The organism is Actinoplanes sp. NBC_00393 (genome assembly GCF_036053395.1).
Taxonomy (GTDB): Bacteria; Actinomycetota; Actinomycetes; order Mycobacteriales; family Micromonosporaceae; genus Actinoplanes.
Window position 1 is genome coordinate 10,359,258 of sequence record NZ_CP107942.1, and the last position, 13,873, is coordinate 10,373,130.

The window sequence follows — 13,873 nt, forward strand, 5'->3', positions numbered from 1 at the left end:
TGATGGGGCCATGGCGGACGACCGTACTCAAAGTGCCCGCCCGTCACTGAGCCGGCAGCTGCTGCCCGCTGTGCACGGGCTGCTGGCCCGGCCCCTGTCGTCGTACTACCTGCTGATCGCGAGCTCGGGTCTGCTGCTGCTGATCGGGCTCACGATGGTCTTCTCGGCGACCAGCGTGACGGCGTACGCGAAGAGCGGTGACGCCTTCTCCGCGCTCAGCAGCCAGGCGGTGTACGCGCTGCTCGGCCTGGTCGCCTTCTGGGTCTGCCAGCGCCTGCCCGCGCTGACCCTGCGCACGCTCGGCAAGTACATCCTCGGCGTCGCGGTCGTCCTGCTCCTGCTGCTTGCCGCGCTCAACGCGCTGAAGTCGGCCGAGGTGGTCAAGCAGCTGGGCCCGATCAAGACCAACCTGAACTGGCTGATCATCGGCCCGGTCAGCATCCAGCCGGGCGAGCTGGCCAAGCTCGCCATGGTGCTGTGGGGCGCCGACGTGATCGCCCGCAAGGGCGCCGCGCTGGGGCACTGGCGGGAGCTGGCGATGCCGCTGTTCCCGGTGGTCGGCCTGCTCTTCGTCCTGGTCGGCTACAACGACCTGGGCACCATGCTCGTGCTGCTGGCGCTGATCGTCGGCCTGCTCTGGGCGGCCGGCGTACGCCTGCGGGTCTTCGGCGCTCTCGGCGTGCTCGGTCTGGCCGGCATCGGCCTGCTGATCGCCGCGGCCTCCCGGGGCGCCGGGTCGGGCGCCGAGGGTGAGCCCAACTACCGGCTGCAGCGGCTGACCACCTTCCTCACCCCGCTCGACAAGTGCGACCTGAGTGACGCCTGCTACCAGATCGTCCAGGGCCGGTCGGCGATCTTCGAGGGCGGCTGGTTCGGCGTGGGCCTCGGCAAGGGCGCGCTGAAGTGGGGCTGGGTCCCGGAGGCCGACAACGACTTCATCTTCGCGATCGTCGCGGAGGAGCTGGGCGTGGTCGGGTGTGCCGTGGTGCTGGCGTTGCTCTCGGTGCTCGCGTACACGGGTTTCCGCATCGCGCGCCGGGTGCACGACCCGTTCCGCCGCCTCGCCGCGACCGCGATCACCACCTGGCTGGTCGCGCAGGCCGTGATCAACATGGGTGGCGTGGTCGGGCTGCTGCCCATCACCGGTCTCCCGCTGCCGTTCATCTCCGCAGGTGGCAGTGCCCTGATCGTGACGTTGGCGGCGATCGGCATGCTGGCCTCGTTCGCCCGGGCGGAGCCGGACGCGGCGCGAGCCCTGAACGCCCGTCCGACCCCGCGATGGGTGCGGCTACTCTGGGCCCCGCTGCCGCCGGTCCCCCCACCGCGGCGGCCGGGAAAGCCACGCCCGCCGGCCCAGAAGACGGCGGGTACCCGGACACCCGCACGCTCGGGGGGCGAGAGGAGGCAGTGATGGGATCGCTGCGGTCGGTCGTCCTCGCCGGAGGAGGCACCGGCGGTCACATCTACCCGCTGCTCGCCTTCGCCGACGCTCTGCGGCGCCATTTCCCGGACATCCGGATCACCACGCTGGGCAGCCCGAAGGGCATGGAGAACGAGCTCATCCCGGCGGCCGGCTACGACCTGCGGGTCATCCCGGCGTTCCAGCTGCCCCGGTCGCTGAACCTGGACCTGCTGCGCACGCCGGACCGGATGTACCGGTCGGCCGCCGCGGCCGGCGAGATCATCGACGAGGTGCAGGCCGAGGTCGTGGTCGGGTTCGGTGGTTACGTCTCGGTGCCGGCCTACCTGGCGGCGTGGCGGCGTGAGCTGCCGATCGTGATCCACGAGGTGAACGTGCCGCCGGGCGTCGCCAATCGGATGGGCATGAAATTCACCAAGCGGGTCGCCGTCGGGTTCCCGCACCAGCTGGAGCAGGCCGAGTCGCTGCGCAACGCCCGGCTGGTCGGCGTGCCGCTGCGGACCGGTATCACACACATGGACCGGCCCGCCCTGCGCCCGCAGGCGCTCTACCACTTCGGGCTGCGGCCGGACCTGCCGGTGCTCTTCGTCTCCGGCGGCTCGTCCGGCGCCCGGACGATCAACCTGGCGGTCGCCGGGGCGGCCAAGCGGCTCGCCCACGCCGGCATCCAGGTGCTGCACGTGCAGGGTGGGCGCAACGACCCGTTCGACGTGCCGAAAGACCTGCCGGTGCCCTATGTCGTCGTGCCCTACCTGTCGGACATGCAGCTCGGATACGCTGCCGCCGACCTGATGCTCTGCCGGGGCGGTGCGATCACGGTGGCCGAGACGACCGCGCTCGGCATGCCGGCGATCTACGTGCCCTATCCGTTCAGCAACCAGGAGCAGCGGCGCAACGCCCTGCCGGTGGTGGAGGCGGGTGGCGGCCTGCTCGTCGACAACAGCGAGCTGACGCCGGACTGGATCGAACGCAACATCATCCCGCTGGCGCGGGACCGGCAGCGGCTGGCCGGGATGGGCCACGCCGCGGCGGGCTACGGGCGCCGCGACGGTGACGAGCAGCTGCTGCGCTTCGTTCTCGAAGCGGTGAGCTGATGCCTGATGACGACCGGCACGAAGACCGAGGGAGTGGATCTGTGAACACGGCGGAGCTGACGCCGGCCGGCGAGACGACCGCCGAGGACCTGGGCAGCGTGCACCTGATCGGGATCGGCGGGGTCGGCATGGCCGGCCTGGCCCGGCTCCTGCTGACCCGCGGCGTGCCGGTCTCCGGCAGCGAGCTGCGCGAGTGGCCGGCCCTCGTGGCGCTGCGCGCGCTGGGCGGCACCGTCCACATGTCGCACGTGGAGTCCAACCTCGACGGCGTGGACACGGTGGTCTACTCGACCGCCATCCCGCAGGACCACATCGAGCTGGCCGAGGCGCGCCGCCGCGGCCTGCGAGTGCTGCACCGCTCCGAGGCGCTCAAGGCCGCCATGACCAACCGGCAGAGCATCGCGATCGCCGGGACCCACGGCAAGACGACCACCACCTCGATCATGACGGTGATCCTGCAGCACGCCGGGCACGATCCGTCGTTCGTCATCGGTGGCGAGATCTCCGAGGCGGGCGCCGCGGGGCACCACGGCAGCGGCCCGCACTTCGTGGTCGAGGCCGACGAGAGCGACAAGTCGTTCCTGATCTACCGGCCGCACGTCGCGATCATCACGAACATCGAGGGCGATCACCTCAACAACTGGGGCGACCTGGACTCGCTGAAGGCCGGTTTCCTCGAGTTCGGCTCGCTCGCCGACGGTTTCGTGGTGACCTGCGCGGACGGTCCGGGTACCGAGGAGCTGATCGCCGGGCTGCGCGCGGCGGGCAAGACCGTTTACACGTACGGGGAATCGGCCGCCGCGGACCTTCGGATCAGTGAGATCGTCTCCACCGTGAGCGGTGTGCGGTACCAGGCCGAGCTGGACGGCAAGCCGCTCGGCGAGCTCAAGCTGGCGCTGCCCGGCAAGCACATGGGCCTGAACAGCGCGGCGACCGTGCTGACCGCCCTGAAACTGGGTCTGCCGCTGGACAAGGTGGTCGAGGCCCTGGAGTCGTTCCCGGGGGTCCGCCGCCGGTTCGAGCGCAAGGGCATCGCCGCCGGTGTGCGGGTCTACGACGAGTACGCGTACCACCCGACCTCGGTGAAGGCGGCGCTGCGCACCCTGCGCGAGGTGGCGGGGGACGGGCGGCTGCTGGTGGTCTTCCAGCCGTACCGGGTGTACCGCACCCGCGACCTGCAGGCCGAGCTCGCCGACGCGCTGCAAGTGGCCGACGAGGTGATCTGCATGGAGGTGTTCGGGCCGGGGGAGACCCGCGGACCGGGCGAGGGTGGCCGGGCGCTGACCGCGGCGATCGAGCTGCCGGCCGAGCAGAAGGTCTTCGTGCCGGACTGGGAGGACGTGCCCGGCGAGGTGGTCCGGCGCAGCCGTCCGGGCGACGTGGTGGTGACCATGGGCGCGCCGCCGATCTCGCTGATGGGCGACGAGCTGCTGGCCGCGCTGGCCGAGGCGGACCAGCAGCCGGACCTGGCGAGGTAGTCCGGATGGCCGGCGGGGGCACGCGCAACTGGCGGCTGGTCCGGGCCGACACGGACGCCGTACCGCCGTCGGCGCGCCGGTTCATGGCCCGGGCCCGGCAGCGGCGCCTGCGGGCCGCGCTGCCCTGGCTGGCCGGCGCCGGTGTGCTGCTGGTCGCCGGCGCGCTGGGCTGGTTGGTGTACGGCACCGCGGTGCTGGGCGTGCGCCAGGTCCGGGTGGTCGGCGCCGAGCTGCTCACCACGGATCAGGTCCGCGAGGCCGCTGCGGTCCCGGCCGAGTTGCCGCTGGCCCGGGTCGACCTGGACGAGGTCGGCGCCCGGGTACGCGGCCTGCCCCCGGTGGACCGGGTGGTGGTGAGCCGCAGCTGGCCGTCGACCGTGGTGGTCGAGGTGGTGGAGCGCAGCGCGGTGGCCGCGGTGCCGATGCGCGAGCAGTTCCTGCTGATCGACGACGACGGCGTCCCGTTCCGGACCACGGGAAAGCAGCCCCGCAACCTGCCGCTGGCCCGGCTGGCCACGCCCGGCCCGGCGGACGCGAACACCGAGTCGGCGCTGACCGTGCTCGGCGCCCTCAGCGACGAGTTGCGCGAGCAGCTGGTGGCGGTGGCCGTGGCGTCGCCCGTGGAGATCCGGCTGGAGCTGCGCAAGGGCCGGGTGGTCATCTGGGGTGACGACACCAAGAGCGACGAGAAGAGCAAGGTCGCCACGGCGCTGCTGCGGCAGAAGGGCGACGAGATCGACGTGAGCGCCCCGTCGGTGGTGACCATTCGGTAGCCATGCGGCCAAACGGACAATACGTCACGAACGGAATATTGCGTCCGAGGTTACGGGTCAGTCGGATACTCACCTCGTAAGCGGACGCGACACGCCGCTCCGGGTCTTTGGCTGCGGCGTCATGTCCGCATACGTTGCGTCGAGAGGTTCGTGTGGTTGACATAACTCTGAACCTCTAGTAGAGGGTGAGGGTTTCCTCGCCCTCCCTTGTACGGCAGCGGATGTCGAAAGTGCGGTCCCTCCCCGGACCGCAGGGGCCGTCGACGTCCGCCAACCCCGAAGGGAAGGCTGAGCCCGATGACACCTCCGCACAACTACCTTGCGGTCATCAAGGTCGTCGGCATCGGCGGCGGCGGCGTGAATGCCGTGAACCGCATGATCGAGGTAGGGCTCAAAGGCGTCGAGTTCATCGCGATCAACACCGATGCCCAGGCGCTGCTGATGAGCGACGCCGACGTGAAGCTGGACGTCGGCCGGGAGCTGACCCGTGGACTGGGCGCCGGCGCTCAGCCCGAGGTCGGCAAGAGCGCCGCCGAGGACCACCGCGACGAGATCGAAGAAGTGCTCAAGGGCGCCGACATGGTCTTCGTGACCTGTGGCGAGGGCGGCGGCACCGGCACCGGCGGCGCGCCGGTGGTGGCGAACATCGCCCGCAAGCTGGGCGCGCTGACCATCGGCGTGGTCACCCGGCCGTTCTCGTTCGAGGGCAAGCGCCGCCAGGTGCAGGCCGAGGCCGGCATCGACGAGCTGCGCAACCAGTGCGACACGCTCATCGTCATCCCGAACGACCGGCTGCTCGCCCTCGGCGACCGCGGGATCAGCATGATGGACGCGTTCCGCCAGGCCGACCAGGTGCTGCTCTCCGGTGTGCAGGGCATCACCGACCTGATCACCACGCCGGGTCTGATCAACCTCGACTTCGCCGACGTGAAGAGCGTCATGAAGGAGGCCGGCAGCGCCCTGATGGGCATCGGCTCGGCGCGCGGGGACAACCGGGCGGTCGAGGCGGCCGAGAAGGCGATCTCCAGCCCGCTGCTGGAGCAGAGCATGGACGGCGCCCGCGGCGTGCTGCTCTCCATCGCCGGTGGTTCGGACCTCGGTCTGTTCGAGATCAACGACGCGGCCCAGCTGGTCACCGACGCGGCGCACCCGGACGCGAACATCATCTTCGGCGCGGTCATCGACGACGCGCTCGGCGACGAGGTGCGGGTCACGGTGATCGCGGCGGGCTTCGACGGGGGCACGCCCTCGTACAAGCCGGTCGAGTCGGTCCGCAAGGTCCCGGCGCCCGCCACCAGCGCTCCGGCGCCGGCCGCGACGCCGCCGGTGCCGGTGACCCCGCCGCCCGCGACCACCACGCCGGCCCCGCGGCGGATGCTGTTCGACGACGTGGACGTGCCGGACTTCCTCAAGAACGGCTCGTAATCTCCTTCAATGGTTTATGACGACCGGCGGCGGGCCGAGCTCGCCGCCAATCTTCAGCAGGTGCGGGAGCGGATCGCGCGGGCCTGCGAGGCGGCGGGACGGCCACCGGGGTCGGTGATCCTGACCGCCGTGACGAAGACCTACCCGGCGAGCGACGTGCTGTTGCTCGCCGGGCTCGGCATCACCGACGTCGCGGAGAACCGGGACCAGGAGGCCTCCGCCAAGGCGGCCGAGGTCCGTGCCGCCGGCGCCGGCCTGCGCTGGCACTTCGTCGGCCAGTTGCAGCGCAACAAGGCCAGATCAGTGGTGACGTACGCCGACGTGGTCGAATCGGTGGACTCGGAGCGCCTGGTCACCGCCCTGGCCCGGGCCACCGCAGACCGGGCGGTCCCGCTCGACGTGCTGATCCAGGTGAGCATCGACGGCGACCCCGAGCGCGGCGGCGTGATTGAAAATGATCTTTGGCGGGTATCCGACTCAGTGGCCTCATCGGACGGTCTCCGCCTCGCCGGCGTGATGGCGGTCGCGCCGCTCGGCTGGGATCCGGACCGGGCGTTCGCACAGCTCGCCGTCCTGGCTGGACGGTTGGCCGAGCGGCATCCGGGTGCCACGACGCTCTCCGCGGGCATGAGCGGCGATCTCGAGGCGGCGATCCGGCACGGGGCGACACACGTACGGATCGGTACTTCTTTACTCGGGATGCGAAACTCGCTGCGGTAGCCTTGCGGCGGGCAGCAAACTACACAGGTGTTGTTTTGCGCGACGTGCCACTGGGCTTCGCACACCCACGGCGGCCGGAGCGTCCGACGACGCAGCGTCGCGGCGGGTCGTGGGTCCGAATCGGATCCGTTTCCTCGACCCGCACGAGGGGGGACGCGGCACGCCAAGGGGGCGCGGGCCGCACGGGCTGACGGAGGTGGGGGCATGGACTCTTCCCAGGGAGGGGCGGCATGAGCGGGGCGTTTCGCAAGGCGGGCGTCTGGCTCGGCCTGGTCGAGGAGGACGACGACCGCGGTTATGACGACCGCAACTACCGGGAGAGCTCCTACCGTGGCCGCGAGCGGGAGCGGGACCGGGAGCGGTATTCGCGCGACCACTCGTACGCCGACGAGTTCGCCGACGAGGACGAGATCGAGGAGGAGCGCCCGGCGCCGCGCACGCGGCGGGAGTCCACCGGTCACAGCCGCCTCAGTGAGCGGGCGTCCGTCCGGGCCGACCTGGAGCGGGAGGAGAGCGAGCGCCTCGATCGGGCGAGCGTGCGCTCCATCGCCCCCCGCACCGTCGCCCCGCAGCAGCCCGACGAGCTCGCCTATTCGACCAGGGAGAACCTGGCGCTGAAGCCGCAGCCGCTGGTCCACCAGCAGCCGGTGCACCAGCGCCCGGTCGAGGAGGAGCAGCGGTACCAGATCACCACCCTGCACCCGACCACCTACCGGGAGGCGCGCACCATCGGCGAGCACTTCCGGGACGGCGTTCCGGTGATCATCAATCTCACCGAGATGGATGAATCGGATGCCCGCCGTCTGGTGGACTTCGCCGCCGGGCTGGCTTTCGGTCTGCGGGGTACGATCGAGCGCGTGACCAACCGGGTTTTCCTGCTCTCACCGGCAAATGTCCAGGTCACCGCGGAGGACAAGGCCAAGATCGCTGAGGGCGGCTTCTTCACCCAGAGCTGATTCACTGAGTTGATTCAACCCTGAGTGCAACACCTGCGAGTTGACCCGAACGAGGGATCCGCCTGACGTGCTGTCGATCGTGTTCCAGAGTCTCTACGTGCTGCTGTACCTCTTCTTCATAGTGCTGCTGGCCAGGTTCGTGCTGGGCGCGGTGCTCCAGTACGGACGGCGATGGCAGCCGAGCCGGGGCGCCTCCGCCGGACTCGAATCGGTGTGGAGCGTCACGGATCCGCCCCTCAAGGCGTTGAGGCGTGTGATCCCACCGCTGCGCATTGGTAACGTGAGTTTGGACCTGGCTTCCATCGTGCTGCTGGTTATCCTGTTCGTGCTCATGAACTTCGTGCTGGCCCCACTGATTCGTACGTATAGCTAGACAGTTCGTACTTACAGCTAGACAGCAGCCCCGCCCCAACCGCGGCCGCGACTGACCCGAGGAGTTTCGATGCCGCTGACCCCGGCCGACGTGCACAACGTCGCCTTCAAGAAGCCCCCGATCGGCAAGCGGGGGTATGACGAGGAGGAGGTCGACGCCTTCCTTGACGAGGTGGAGCGCGAGCTCGCCCGTCTGATCGAGGAGAACAACGAGCTGCGCGCCCAGGTGGAGCGCGGCGGTCGGGGTGGCGCACCAGCCGGCCCGAGTGCCGACCCCCGCATGGCTGCCGAGCTCAACGACCTCAAGGCCCAGCTCGACCGGGTGCAGCGGGACAAGTCGGCGGCCGAGCAGGCCGCCCGCCAGATGCAGGCCGAGCTCGAGCAGGTTCGTGCCCAGGGCCCCGGCCCCGGTGCGGCCACCGGCGGCGCCGACGGCGAGCAGCAGGCCCTGCGCGTGCTGATGATGGCCCAGCGCACCGCCGACGACCACGTGTCGGACGCCCGGCGCGAGGCCGACAAGCTTCTCTCCGACGCCCGCTCGAAGGCCGAGGAGGTCACCCGCGAGGCCCGGGCCAAGGCCGACGCCCTCGAGCGCGACGCGCGTCAGCGGCACCAGGAGGCCATGGGCGGCCTGGACGCCAAGCGGACCGCGCTGCAGAAGCACATCGAGGAGCTCAAGCAGTTCGAGCGGGAGTACCGCACGCGGCTCAAGGCGTACCTCGAGAGTCAGCTGCGTGACCTGGACGGCCGGGGTCAGGGCCTCGAGGCTGAGCTGTCACGCGCGGACGCGAGCCGTTCCGTCGGTGGTTCCGGCGGTCTCGCCGCTGCCGGCCTGGCCGGGTCGTACGGCGGTGGCCGCACCAACTCCATCGAGTCGGGTCGCTGACCGCAGCACCCCGCACCGCGACGAGGATGAGCCATGATCGTTGCTAGTCTCCTGCTCATCCCCGTCGCGGTGCTGTTTCTCGCGCTCGGTCTGATCAACGGTTCGAGCAGTCTTCTCATAGCTTCGATCGTGGTCAGCCTGATGGCCGCGGTCGCCCTGGTGATCGGCGCCCGGCAGGCCGCCGCGTCCCGCCGGCTCGCCGCTCAGAGCGGTCCCAAGCGCGCCGTGCCGATGCCGGAGGCACCCACCCGAGAGGGCCGGCCGGACAGCGAGGCCGAAGCCTGGGACACCGAGGAGCGGTACGCCGAAGCCGCCGCTGCCCCCGCCGAAGATTCTGCCCCCGTGACGGTGGCCACCGCAGGCGATTCGGTGAGCTACGACGACGACACCATCCTCGCCGATCAAGCGGGAGCGGCGCCGGCCGTCACGGTGGACGACGACGAGGTGGAGCGGGCCCGGGCGGCCGGCGCACGCGATACCGCGACCCATCTGGGCGACTCCAGGGACGCCGTTCCGTCCGCTGCCGCAGACTCTGCTCAATCTGACTCCACGTCGCAATTCGCCCCTCCCGCGACCGCCGAGGACTACCAGCGCGCGTCGTCCACCATCGACGCCGCCCGCAGTGCCGAGCCGGAGGACCGGTCCTGGCGCCGGCCCGCCGAGGCGGCTGCCGAGACGCCCGACCCCACGGTCGACGAGTTCGGTGAGCCCGACGACGACGATCCGGACGACGAGCCGCTGCCGCAGTCGGTGCGGCCCGCCGACGCCGTGCTGATCGCCCGGCTGGACCTCGAGGTGCTGGTGGTCGACGGGCGGCCGCGCTATCACATGGCGGACTGCCCGCACCTGGTCGGCCGGCTGACCGAGGCGCTGCCGGTGAACGAGGCGGTGGAACTGGGGTTCAGCCCGTGCGGGCTGTGCCGCCCGGTCGATCGGCTGGTCGCCACGGTGGCGCACCGCTGACCGTGAATGATCATCGCCCGCCGGCCCCCGGCTCGGTGCCGGTACGGGTTCGGCCGGGCGCCGGCCGCACCCGGGTGGGTGGCCGGTACGACGGCCCGCACGGTCCGGCGCTGATCGTCGCGGTCGGGGCCCCGGCGGTGGACGGCAAGGCGACCGAGGCGGTCCGCCGGGCCCTGGCCGACGCTCTGGGCGTGCGCCCGGCGCACGTGGCTCTCCGGATCGGGGTGACCAGCCGGGACAAGGTCTTCACCGTGTCGGCGCCGCCCGATCAGTGGACCGGCCGGCTCGCCGAGCTCCGTGACGGCACGCGGTGACGGGATGTGAAGGATTCCTCACGTGAGGTGTATCGTCGGTTATCCGACGGCATCATGACCTGTTCATGATGTTTTGTCGGATCCGGGGTGGGATGACAGGTTGTCGAGGTAGCTCACCTTCCGTATCCTTGCGACCTCCTCCGAGTGCGCGGCCGCTTTCCAGCCGCGCCATTTCTGCACGTGGGGGAAGATCTACGGCGGCAACCGCTGAAGACGACACGGGGTTATGACAGGGGACGGGTGGCATCGGCACCGGCCGCCCGCGATCCCGGAGACCGCTGATCGCCGCGCGCCGAGCGCGGCCGAGGGAGCGACGATGGCCAAGGCAACCGACACCCGGCCCGGTTCGACCGGTGGGTCCGCCGCGGAGCGCAGCCGCACCACCGAGGAGATCGAACAGATCCGGCAGGCGCTGGTCGAGCGGCTGCACGAGCTGCAGGCCGAGTACGATCAGGCGCTCAGCGAGATCACCGAGTTGCAGCGCGAGCGGTTCGCCGACTCGGCCGGGGACGACCAGGCCGACACCGGCACCAAGACGTTCGAGCGGGAACAGGAGATCACGCTGGCGAACAACCTGCTCGAGCGGATCACACAGGTGGAACGCGCCATCGAACGACTCGGTTCGGGCAACTACGGTTGGTGTGAGCGGTGCGGTAACCAGATCCCGGTCGAGAGACTGGCCGCGTTCCCGTCCGCCACGCTCTGTGTCTCTTGTAAGCAGTTGGAGGAACGACGCTGAACGCCGACGAGCCAGCGGCCGCGGAGAAGTCTCCGCGGTTCGCGCCCCGCGCCGTGGCCGTGCTGGCCGCCACCGCAGTGATCGCCGTGGCGGTCGACCAGTGGACCAAGCACCTCTCCACCGAGAATCTGGAGCCGGGCGAGCCGGTCCGGATCCTCGGCGGGCTGGTCCATCTCTCGCTGCTGCGCAACAGTGGCGCGGCGTTCAGCTTCGGTAGCTCGTACACCTGGGTCTTTCCGCTCATCACCCTGGTGGTGGTCGGGTGGATCGGGTTCATGGCGAGCCGGCTGCGCTCGGTGCCCTGGGCGATCGCGCTGGGCCTGGTGCTCGGTGGCGCGCTCGGCAACCTGACCGACCGGCTGTTCCGGGCGCCCGGCTTCCTGCACGGCCACGTGGTCGACATGATCAGCGTCTTCGGGCCGTACGGGGAGTATTTCGCCGTCTTCAACATCGCCGACAGCTGCCTGAGCGTCGGTGTGGTGCTCGCCGTGCTGCTCGAGCTGACCGGCCGCCAGCGTGACGGCAGCCGCCTGCCCAGCAAGAAGAACGCGCCGCAGACCAAGCCGGCCACCGGGACGGAGGAGCGCGCGTGAGCGGACAGCGTTCTCTGCCGGTGCCGGACGGGCTGGACGGGATGCGGCTGGACCAGGCGGTGTCCCGGCTCTTCGGGCTCTCCCGGACCGCGGCCGCGACCCTGGTCGAGTCCGGTGACGCCCTGGTCGACGGGGTGGCCCGGACCAAGTCGGAGAAGGTCAGCGCCGGCTCCTGGCTGGAGGTCACCCTGCCCGCCCCGGCGGCCGCGCCGGTCGTCGTGGCCGCGCCGGTGCACGGCCTCGGCATCATCTACAGCGACGACGACATCGTGGTGGTGGACAAGCCGGTCGGGGTCGCGGCGCACCCCAGCCCCGGCTGGACCGGCCCGACCGTCGTCGGCGGCCTGGCCGCGATGGGGCAGAACGTGGCGACCAGCGGCGCCGCCGAGCGGCAGGGCGTGGTGCACCGCCTCGACGTGGGCACCACCGGCCTGATGGTGGTGGCCAAGAGCGAGTCGGCGTACAGCTTCTTGAAACGCGCTTTCAAGGAGCGCGAGGTGGAGAAGCGCTATCACGCCGTGGTCCAGGGCCACCTCGACCCGCTGCGCGGCACCATCGACGCCCCGATCGACCGGCACCCGACCGCGGACTGGAAGTTCGCGGTGATGTCCGGCGGCAAGCCGAGCGTCACCCACTACGACACCCTCGAGGCGTTCCGCTCGGCCAGCCTGGTCGACGTGCGGCTGGAGACCGGGCGGACCCACCAGATCCGGGTGCACTTCTCGGCGATGCGGCACCCCTGCGCCGGCGACCTGACCTACGGCGCGGATCCCACCCTGGCCGCCCGGCTCAAGCTCGACCGGCAGTGGCTGCACGCCCGCGAGTTGGCGTTCCAGCACCCCCGGACGTACGAGGAGGTTCGGTTCGTCAGCGACTACCCTGACGACCTGAAATACGCGCTGGACGTCCTGGAGGACGCCGGCTGACCTTTGTCGGGAGTAAGCCTTGGGCCCCGCGCACCGAATGCGGGCAGTCCTCGTCCGTTTCGGGGGCGGCTCCCTCCGGTTGCAGATCATGACCGGAGTGGCGCTGGCGGCTACCGTCACACTGGTGCTCCTGGTCGTCTGGGCGGACCGTGAGCTGCCGTCCGGGGAGGCGCCCGGCGACGTGGTCCGGGTCGGCGTGGTCGAGGGGCAGTCGGTCTCCGGCTATCTACAGGCGTCGCAGGAGGAGCTGGCGAAGCTCACCGACCCCTCGGCGCCGGCCGCCGGGGACACCTGGGCGCTGGTCAGCCTCCGCGACTACGCCGCGCCGGCCCGGGTGGCCGAGCTGATGTCCGGCGTCACGGTGGCGCAGGTGTACGCGCGGGTGCCGCTTCCGGCCACCCGGACGCAGGTGAGCCGGATCCCGGTGTACGTGATGCCCGGCGACGTGGCCTCCGGCATGCTGAACGCCGCGCTGAGCCGGGACCAGGAGCAGGCCGAGTACATGCGGCTGAGCCGCGCGCTGACCGGTTCCGGGCGCAACGAGACCAGGCTGCGGGCGGCGTACGAGTCCGCGGCCCGTACCGCCGCCGAGGAGGCCGCCGCGTACCGGGCCGGGTGCGCGTGCGTCTTCGCCGCGGTGGTCCGGGCCGGCCCGACGGTGCTGGACGGCCTGTCCGCCCGTTCCGGGGTGCGGTCGGTGGACCCCGCACCGGAGGTGCACCAGCTGGACCGCACCGAGTTCCGGCCGCCGCTTCCCGAGGACACCGGCACGGCCGATCCGGATCCCACGACCGGCGTGGTGCCGTCCGGTGCGGCGGCCTCGCCGGCTGTGCCGAAGCCGTCGGCGCCCGTTGCCCCGGCCCTGCCGACGCGGATACCGTCGTCGATCGGGACTCCTGTGACATCCGCCTCACCGGAGAATTCGGGCGGGGAGTCGCTCCCGGCCGTATTGCCTTCCGAGCAAGGCATTGCCGTACCCTCTGCACCGGACACGAGTCCTGTTCGGGAAAGGTCAGGTCCGTCCGCGGGAGCATCCGGTGGCGGATCCGGCCGTTAGGTTTTCCGTCTGCGAAACGTTCGGGTGGATGCACGTGCACGACCAGCGTGCCGCTATGTGATCAAGAACGACCGGAGGATGGGCGGTCGGCCGGTGGCCCGAATAGGGTTCTCGTCCGTAGCCTGTCGGGGGCGAGAACGTCGCCGAGGACCAAATC

At 70.9% G+C, this 13,873-nt stretch carries 15 protein-coding genes; all 15 read left to right on the top strand.

The genetic code is table 11. From position 1 onward, the window contains the following. Nucleotides 1-10: 10 nt before the first annotated feature. Nucleotides 11-1,411 carry an FtsW/RodA/SpoVE family cell cycle protein gene (locus OHA21_RS48080; RefSeq protein ID WP_328467107.1) on the top strand — a complete coding sequence of 467 codons (1,401 nt, stop codon included), beginning with the start codon at nucleotides 11-13 and terminating at the stop codon, nucleotides 1,409-1,411. Beyond that, a complete protein-coding gene (gene murG, locus OHA21_RS48085) occupies nucleotides 1,411-2,514 on the top strand; it encodes an undecaprenyldiphospho-muramoylpentapeptide beta-N-acetylglucosaminyltransferase (RefSeq protein WP_328467109.1) in 1,104 nt (367 codons plus the stop codon). Before OHA21_RS48080 ends, murG begins: the two co-directional genes overlap by 1 nt. A gap of 41 nt (nucleotides 2,515-2,555) precedes the next feature. Further along, nucleotides 2,556-3,992: a UDP-N-acetylmuramate--L-alanine ligase gene (gene murC, locus OHA21_RS48090; RefSeq protein ID WP_328467111.1), complete on the top strand. Its 1,437-nt coding sequence runs from the start codon at nucleotides 2,556-2,558 to the stop codon at nucleotides 3,990-3,992. Between the two features lie 5 nt (nucleotides 3,993-3,997). Next, nucleotides 3,998-4,765, top strand: coding sequence for a cell division protein FtsQ/DivIB (locus tag OHA21_RS48095; protein ID WP_328467113.1), 768 nt, complete (start codon nucleotides 3,998-4,000; stop codon nucleotides 4,763-4,765). Nucleotides 4,766-5,062: 297 nt separating this feature from the next. Further along, entirely contained in the window at nucleotides 5,063-6,190 is a 1,128-nt protein-coding gene (gene ftsZ / locus OHA21_RS48100) for a cell division protein FtsZ (RefSeq protein ID WP_328467115.1), read from the top strand. Nucleotides 6,191-6,199: 9 nt separating this feature from the next. After that, entirely contained in the window at nucleotides 6,200-6,910 is a 711-nt protein-coding gene (locus OHA21_RS48105; RefSeq protein ID WP_328467117.1) for a YggS family pyridoxal phosphate-dependent enzyme, read from the top strand. 230 nt (nucleotides 6,911-7,140) lie between these two features. After that, the gene (locus OHA21_RS48110) at nucleotides 7,141-7,866 is read left to right on the top strand and encodes a cell division protein SepF (protein ID WP_328467119.1); all 726 of its coding nucleotides are present in this window, start codon (nucleotides 7,141-7,143) and stop codon (nucleotides 7,864-7,866) included. Between the two features lie 67 nt (nucleotides 7,867-7,933). Beyond that, entirely contained in the window at nucleotides 7,934-8,239 is a 306-nt protein-coding gene (locus tag OHA21_RS48115; protein ID WP_328467121.1) for a YggT family protein, read from the top strand. A gap of 69 nt (nucleotides 8,240-8,308) precedes the next feature. Further along, on the top strand, nucleotides 8,309-9,124 hold the full coding sequence (locus tag OHA21_RS48120; RefSeq protein ID WP_328467123.1) for a DivIVA domain-containing protein: 816 nt from the start codon (nucleotides 8,309-8,311) through the stop codon (nucleotides 9,122-9,124). 33 nt (nucleotides 9,125-9,157) lie between these two features. Then, nucleotides 9,158-10,087 carry a hypothetical protein gene (locus OHA21_RS52885; RefSeq protein WP_442875232.1) on the top strand — a complete coding sequence of 310 codons (930 nt, stop codon included), beginning with the start codon at nucleotides 9,158-9,160 and terminating at the stop codon, nucleotides 10,085-10,087. A gap of 2 nt (nucleotides 10,088-10,089) precedes the next feature. Next, nucleotides 10,090-10,401 (top strand): DUF167 domain-containing protein, encoded by a 312-nt coding sequence (locus OHA21_RS48130; RefSeq protein ID WP_328467125.1) that lies wholly within the window; start codon nucleotides 10,090-10,092, stop codon nucleotides 10,399-10,401. Nucleotides 10,402-10,717: 316 nt separating this feature from the next. Next, nucleotides 10,718-11,140: a TraR/DksA family transcriptional regulator gene (locus OHA21_RS48135; RefSeq protein WP_328467127.1), complete on the top strand. Its 423-nt coding sequence runs from the start codon at nucleotides 10,718-10,720 to the stop codon at nucleotides 11,138-11,140. Continuing rightward, on the top strand, nucleotides 11,137-11,733 hold the full coding sequence (lspA, locus tag OHA21_RS48140) for a signal peptidase II (protein WP_328478993.1): 597 nt from the start codon (nucleotides 11,137-11,139) through the stop codon (nucleotides 11,731-11,733). Before OHA21_RS48135 ends, lspA begins: the two co-directional genes overlap by 4 nt. 41 nt (nucleotides 11,734-11,774) lie before the next feature. Continuing rightward, nucleotides 11,775-12,659, top strand: a complete 885-nt coding sequence (locus OHA21_RS48145) for an RluA family pseudouridine synthase (RefSeq protein WP_328478995.1) — start codon at nucleotides 11,775-11,777, stop codon at nucleotides 12,657-12,659. Between the two features lie 88 nt (nucleotides 12,660-12,747). After that, nucleotides 12,748-13,716: a hypothetical protein gene (locus tag OHA21_RS48150; RefSeq protein ID WP_328467129.1), complete on the top strand. Its 969-nt coding sequence runs from the start codon at nucleotides 12,748-12,750 to the stop codon at nucleotides 13,714-13,716. Nucleotides 13,717-13,873 lie beyond the last annotated feature (157 nt).

Bases quoted from the DNA above. Each gene is read 5' to 3' on its own strand.
- OHA21_RS48145 (WP_328478995.1), top strand. From the start codon at position 11,775: ATGCGGCTGGACCAGGCGGTGTCCCGGCTCTTCGGGCTCTCCCGGACC.
- OHA21_RS48120 (WP_328467123.1), top strand. From the start codon at position 8,309: ATGCCGCTGACCCCGGCCGACGTGCACAACGTCGCCTTCAAGAAGCCC.
- OHA21_RS48105 (WP_328467117.1), top strand. From the start codon at position 6,200: ATGGTTTATGACGACCGGCGGCGGGCCGAGCTCGCCGCCAATCTTCAG.
- ftsZ (WP_328467115.1), top strand. From the start codon at position 5,063: ATGACACCTCCGCACAACTACCTTGCGGTCATCAAGGTCGTCGGCATC.
- OHA21_RS48080 (WP_328467107.1), top strand. From the start codon at position 11: ATGGCGGACGACCGTACTCAAAGTGCCCGCCCGTCACTGAGCCGGCAG.
- OHA21_RS48110 (WP_328467119.1), top strand. From the start codon at position 7,141: ATGAGCGGGGCGTTTCGCAAGGCGGGCGTCTGGCTCGGCCTGGTCGAG.
- OHA21_RS52885 (WP_442875232.1), top strand. From the start codon at position 9,158: ATGATCGTTGCTAGTCTCCTGCTCATCCCCGTCGCGGTGCTGTTTCTC.
- OHA21_RS48095 (WP_328467113.1), top strand. From the start codon at position 3,998: ATGGCCGGCGGGGGCACGCGCAACTGGCGGCTGGTCCGGGCCGACACG.
- OHA21_RS48150 (WP_328467129.1), top strand. From the start codon at position 12,748: ATGACCGGAGTGGCGCTGGCGGCTACCGTCACACTGGTGCTCCTGGTC.
- murG (WP_328467109.1), top strand. From the start codon at position 1,411: ATGGGATCGCTGCGGTCGGTCGTCCTCGCCGGAGGAGGCACCGGCGGT.
- OHA21_RS48135 (WP_328467127.1), top strand. From the start codon at position 10,718: ATGGCCAAGGCAACCGACACCCGGCCCGGTTCGACCGGTGGGTCCGCC.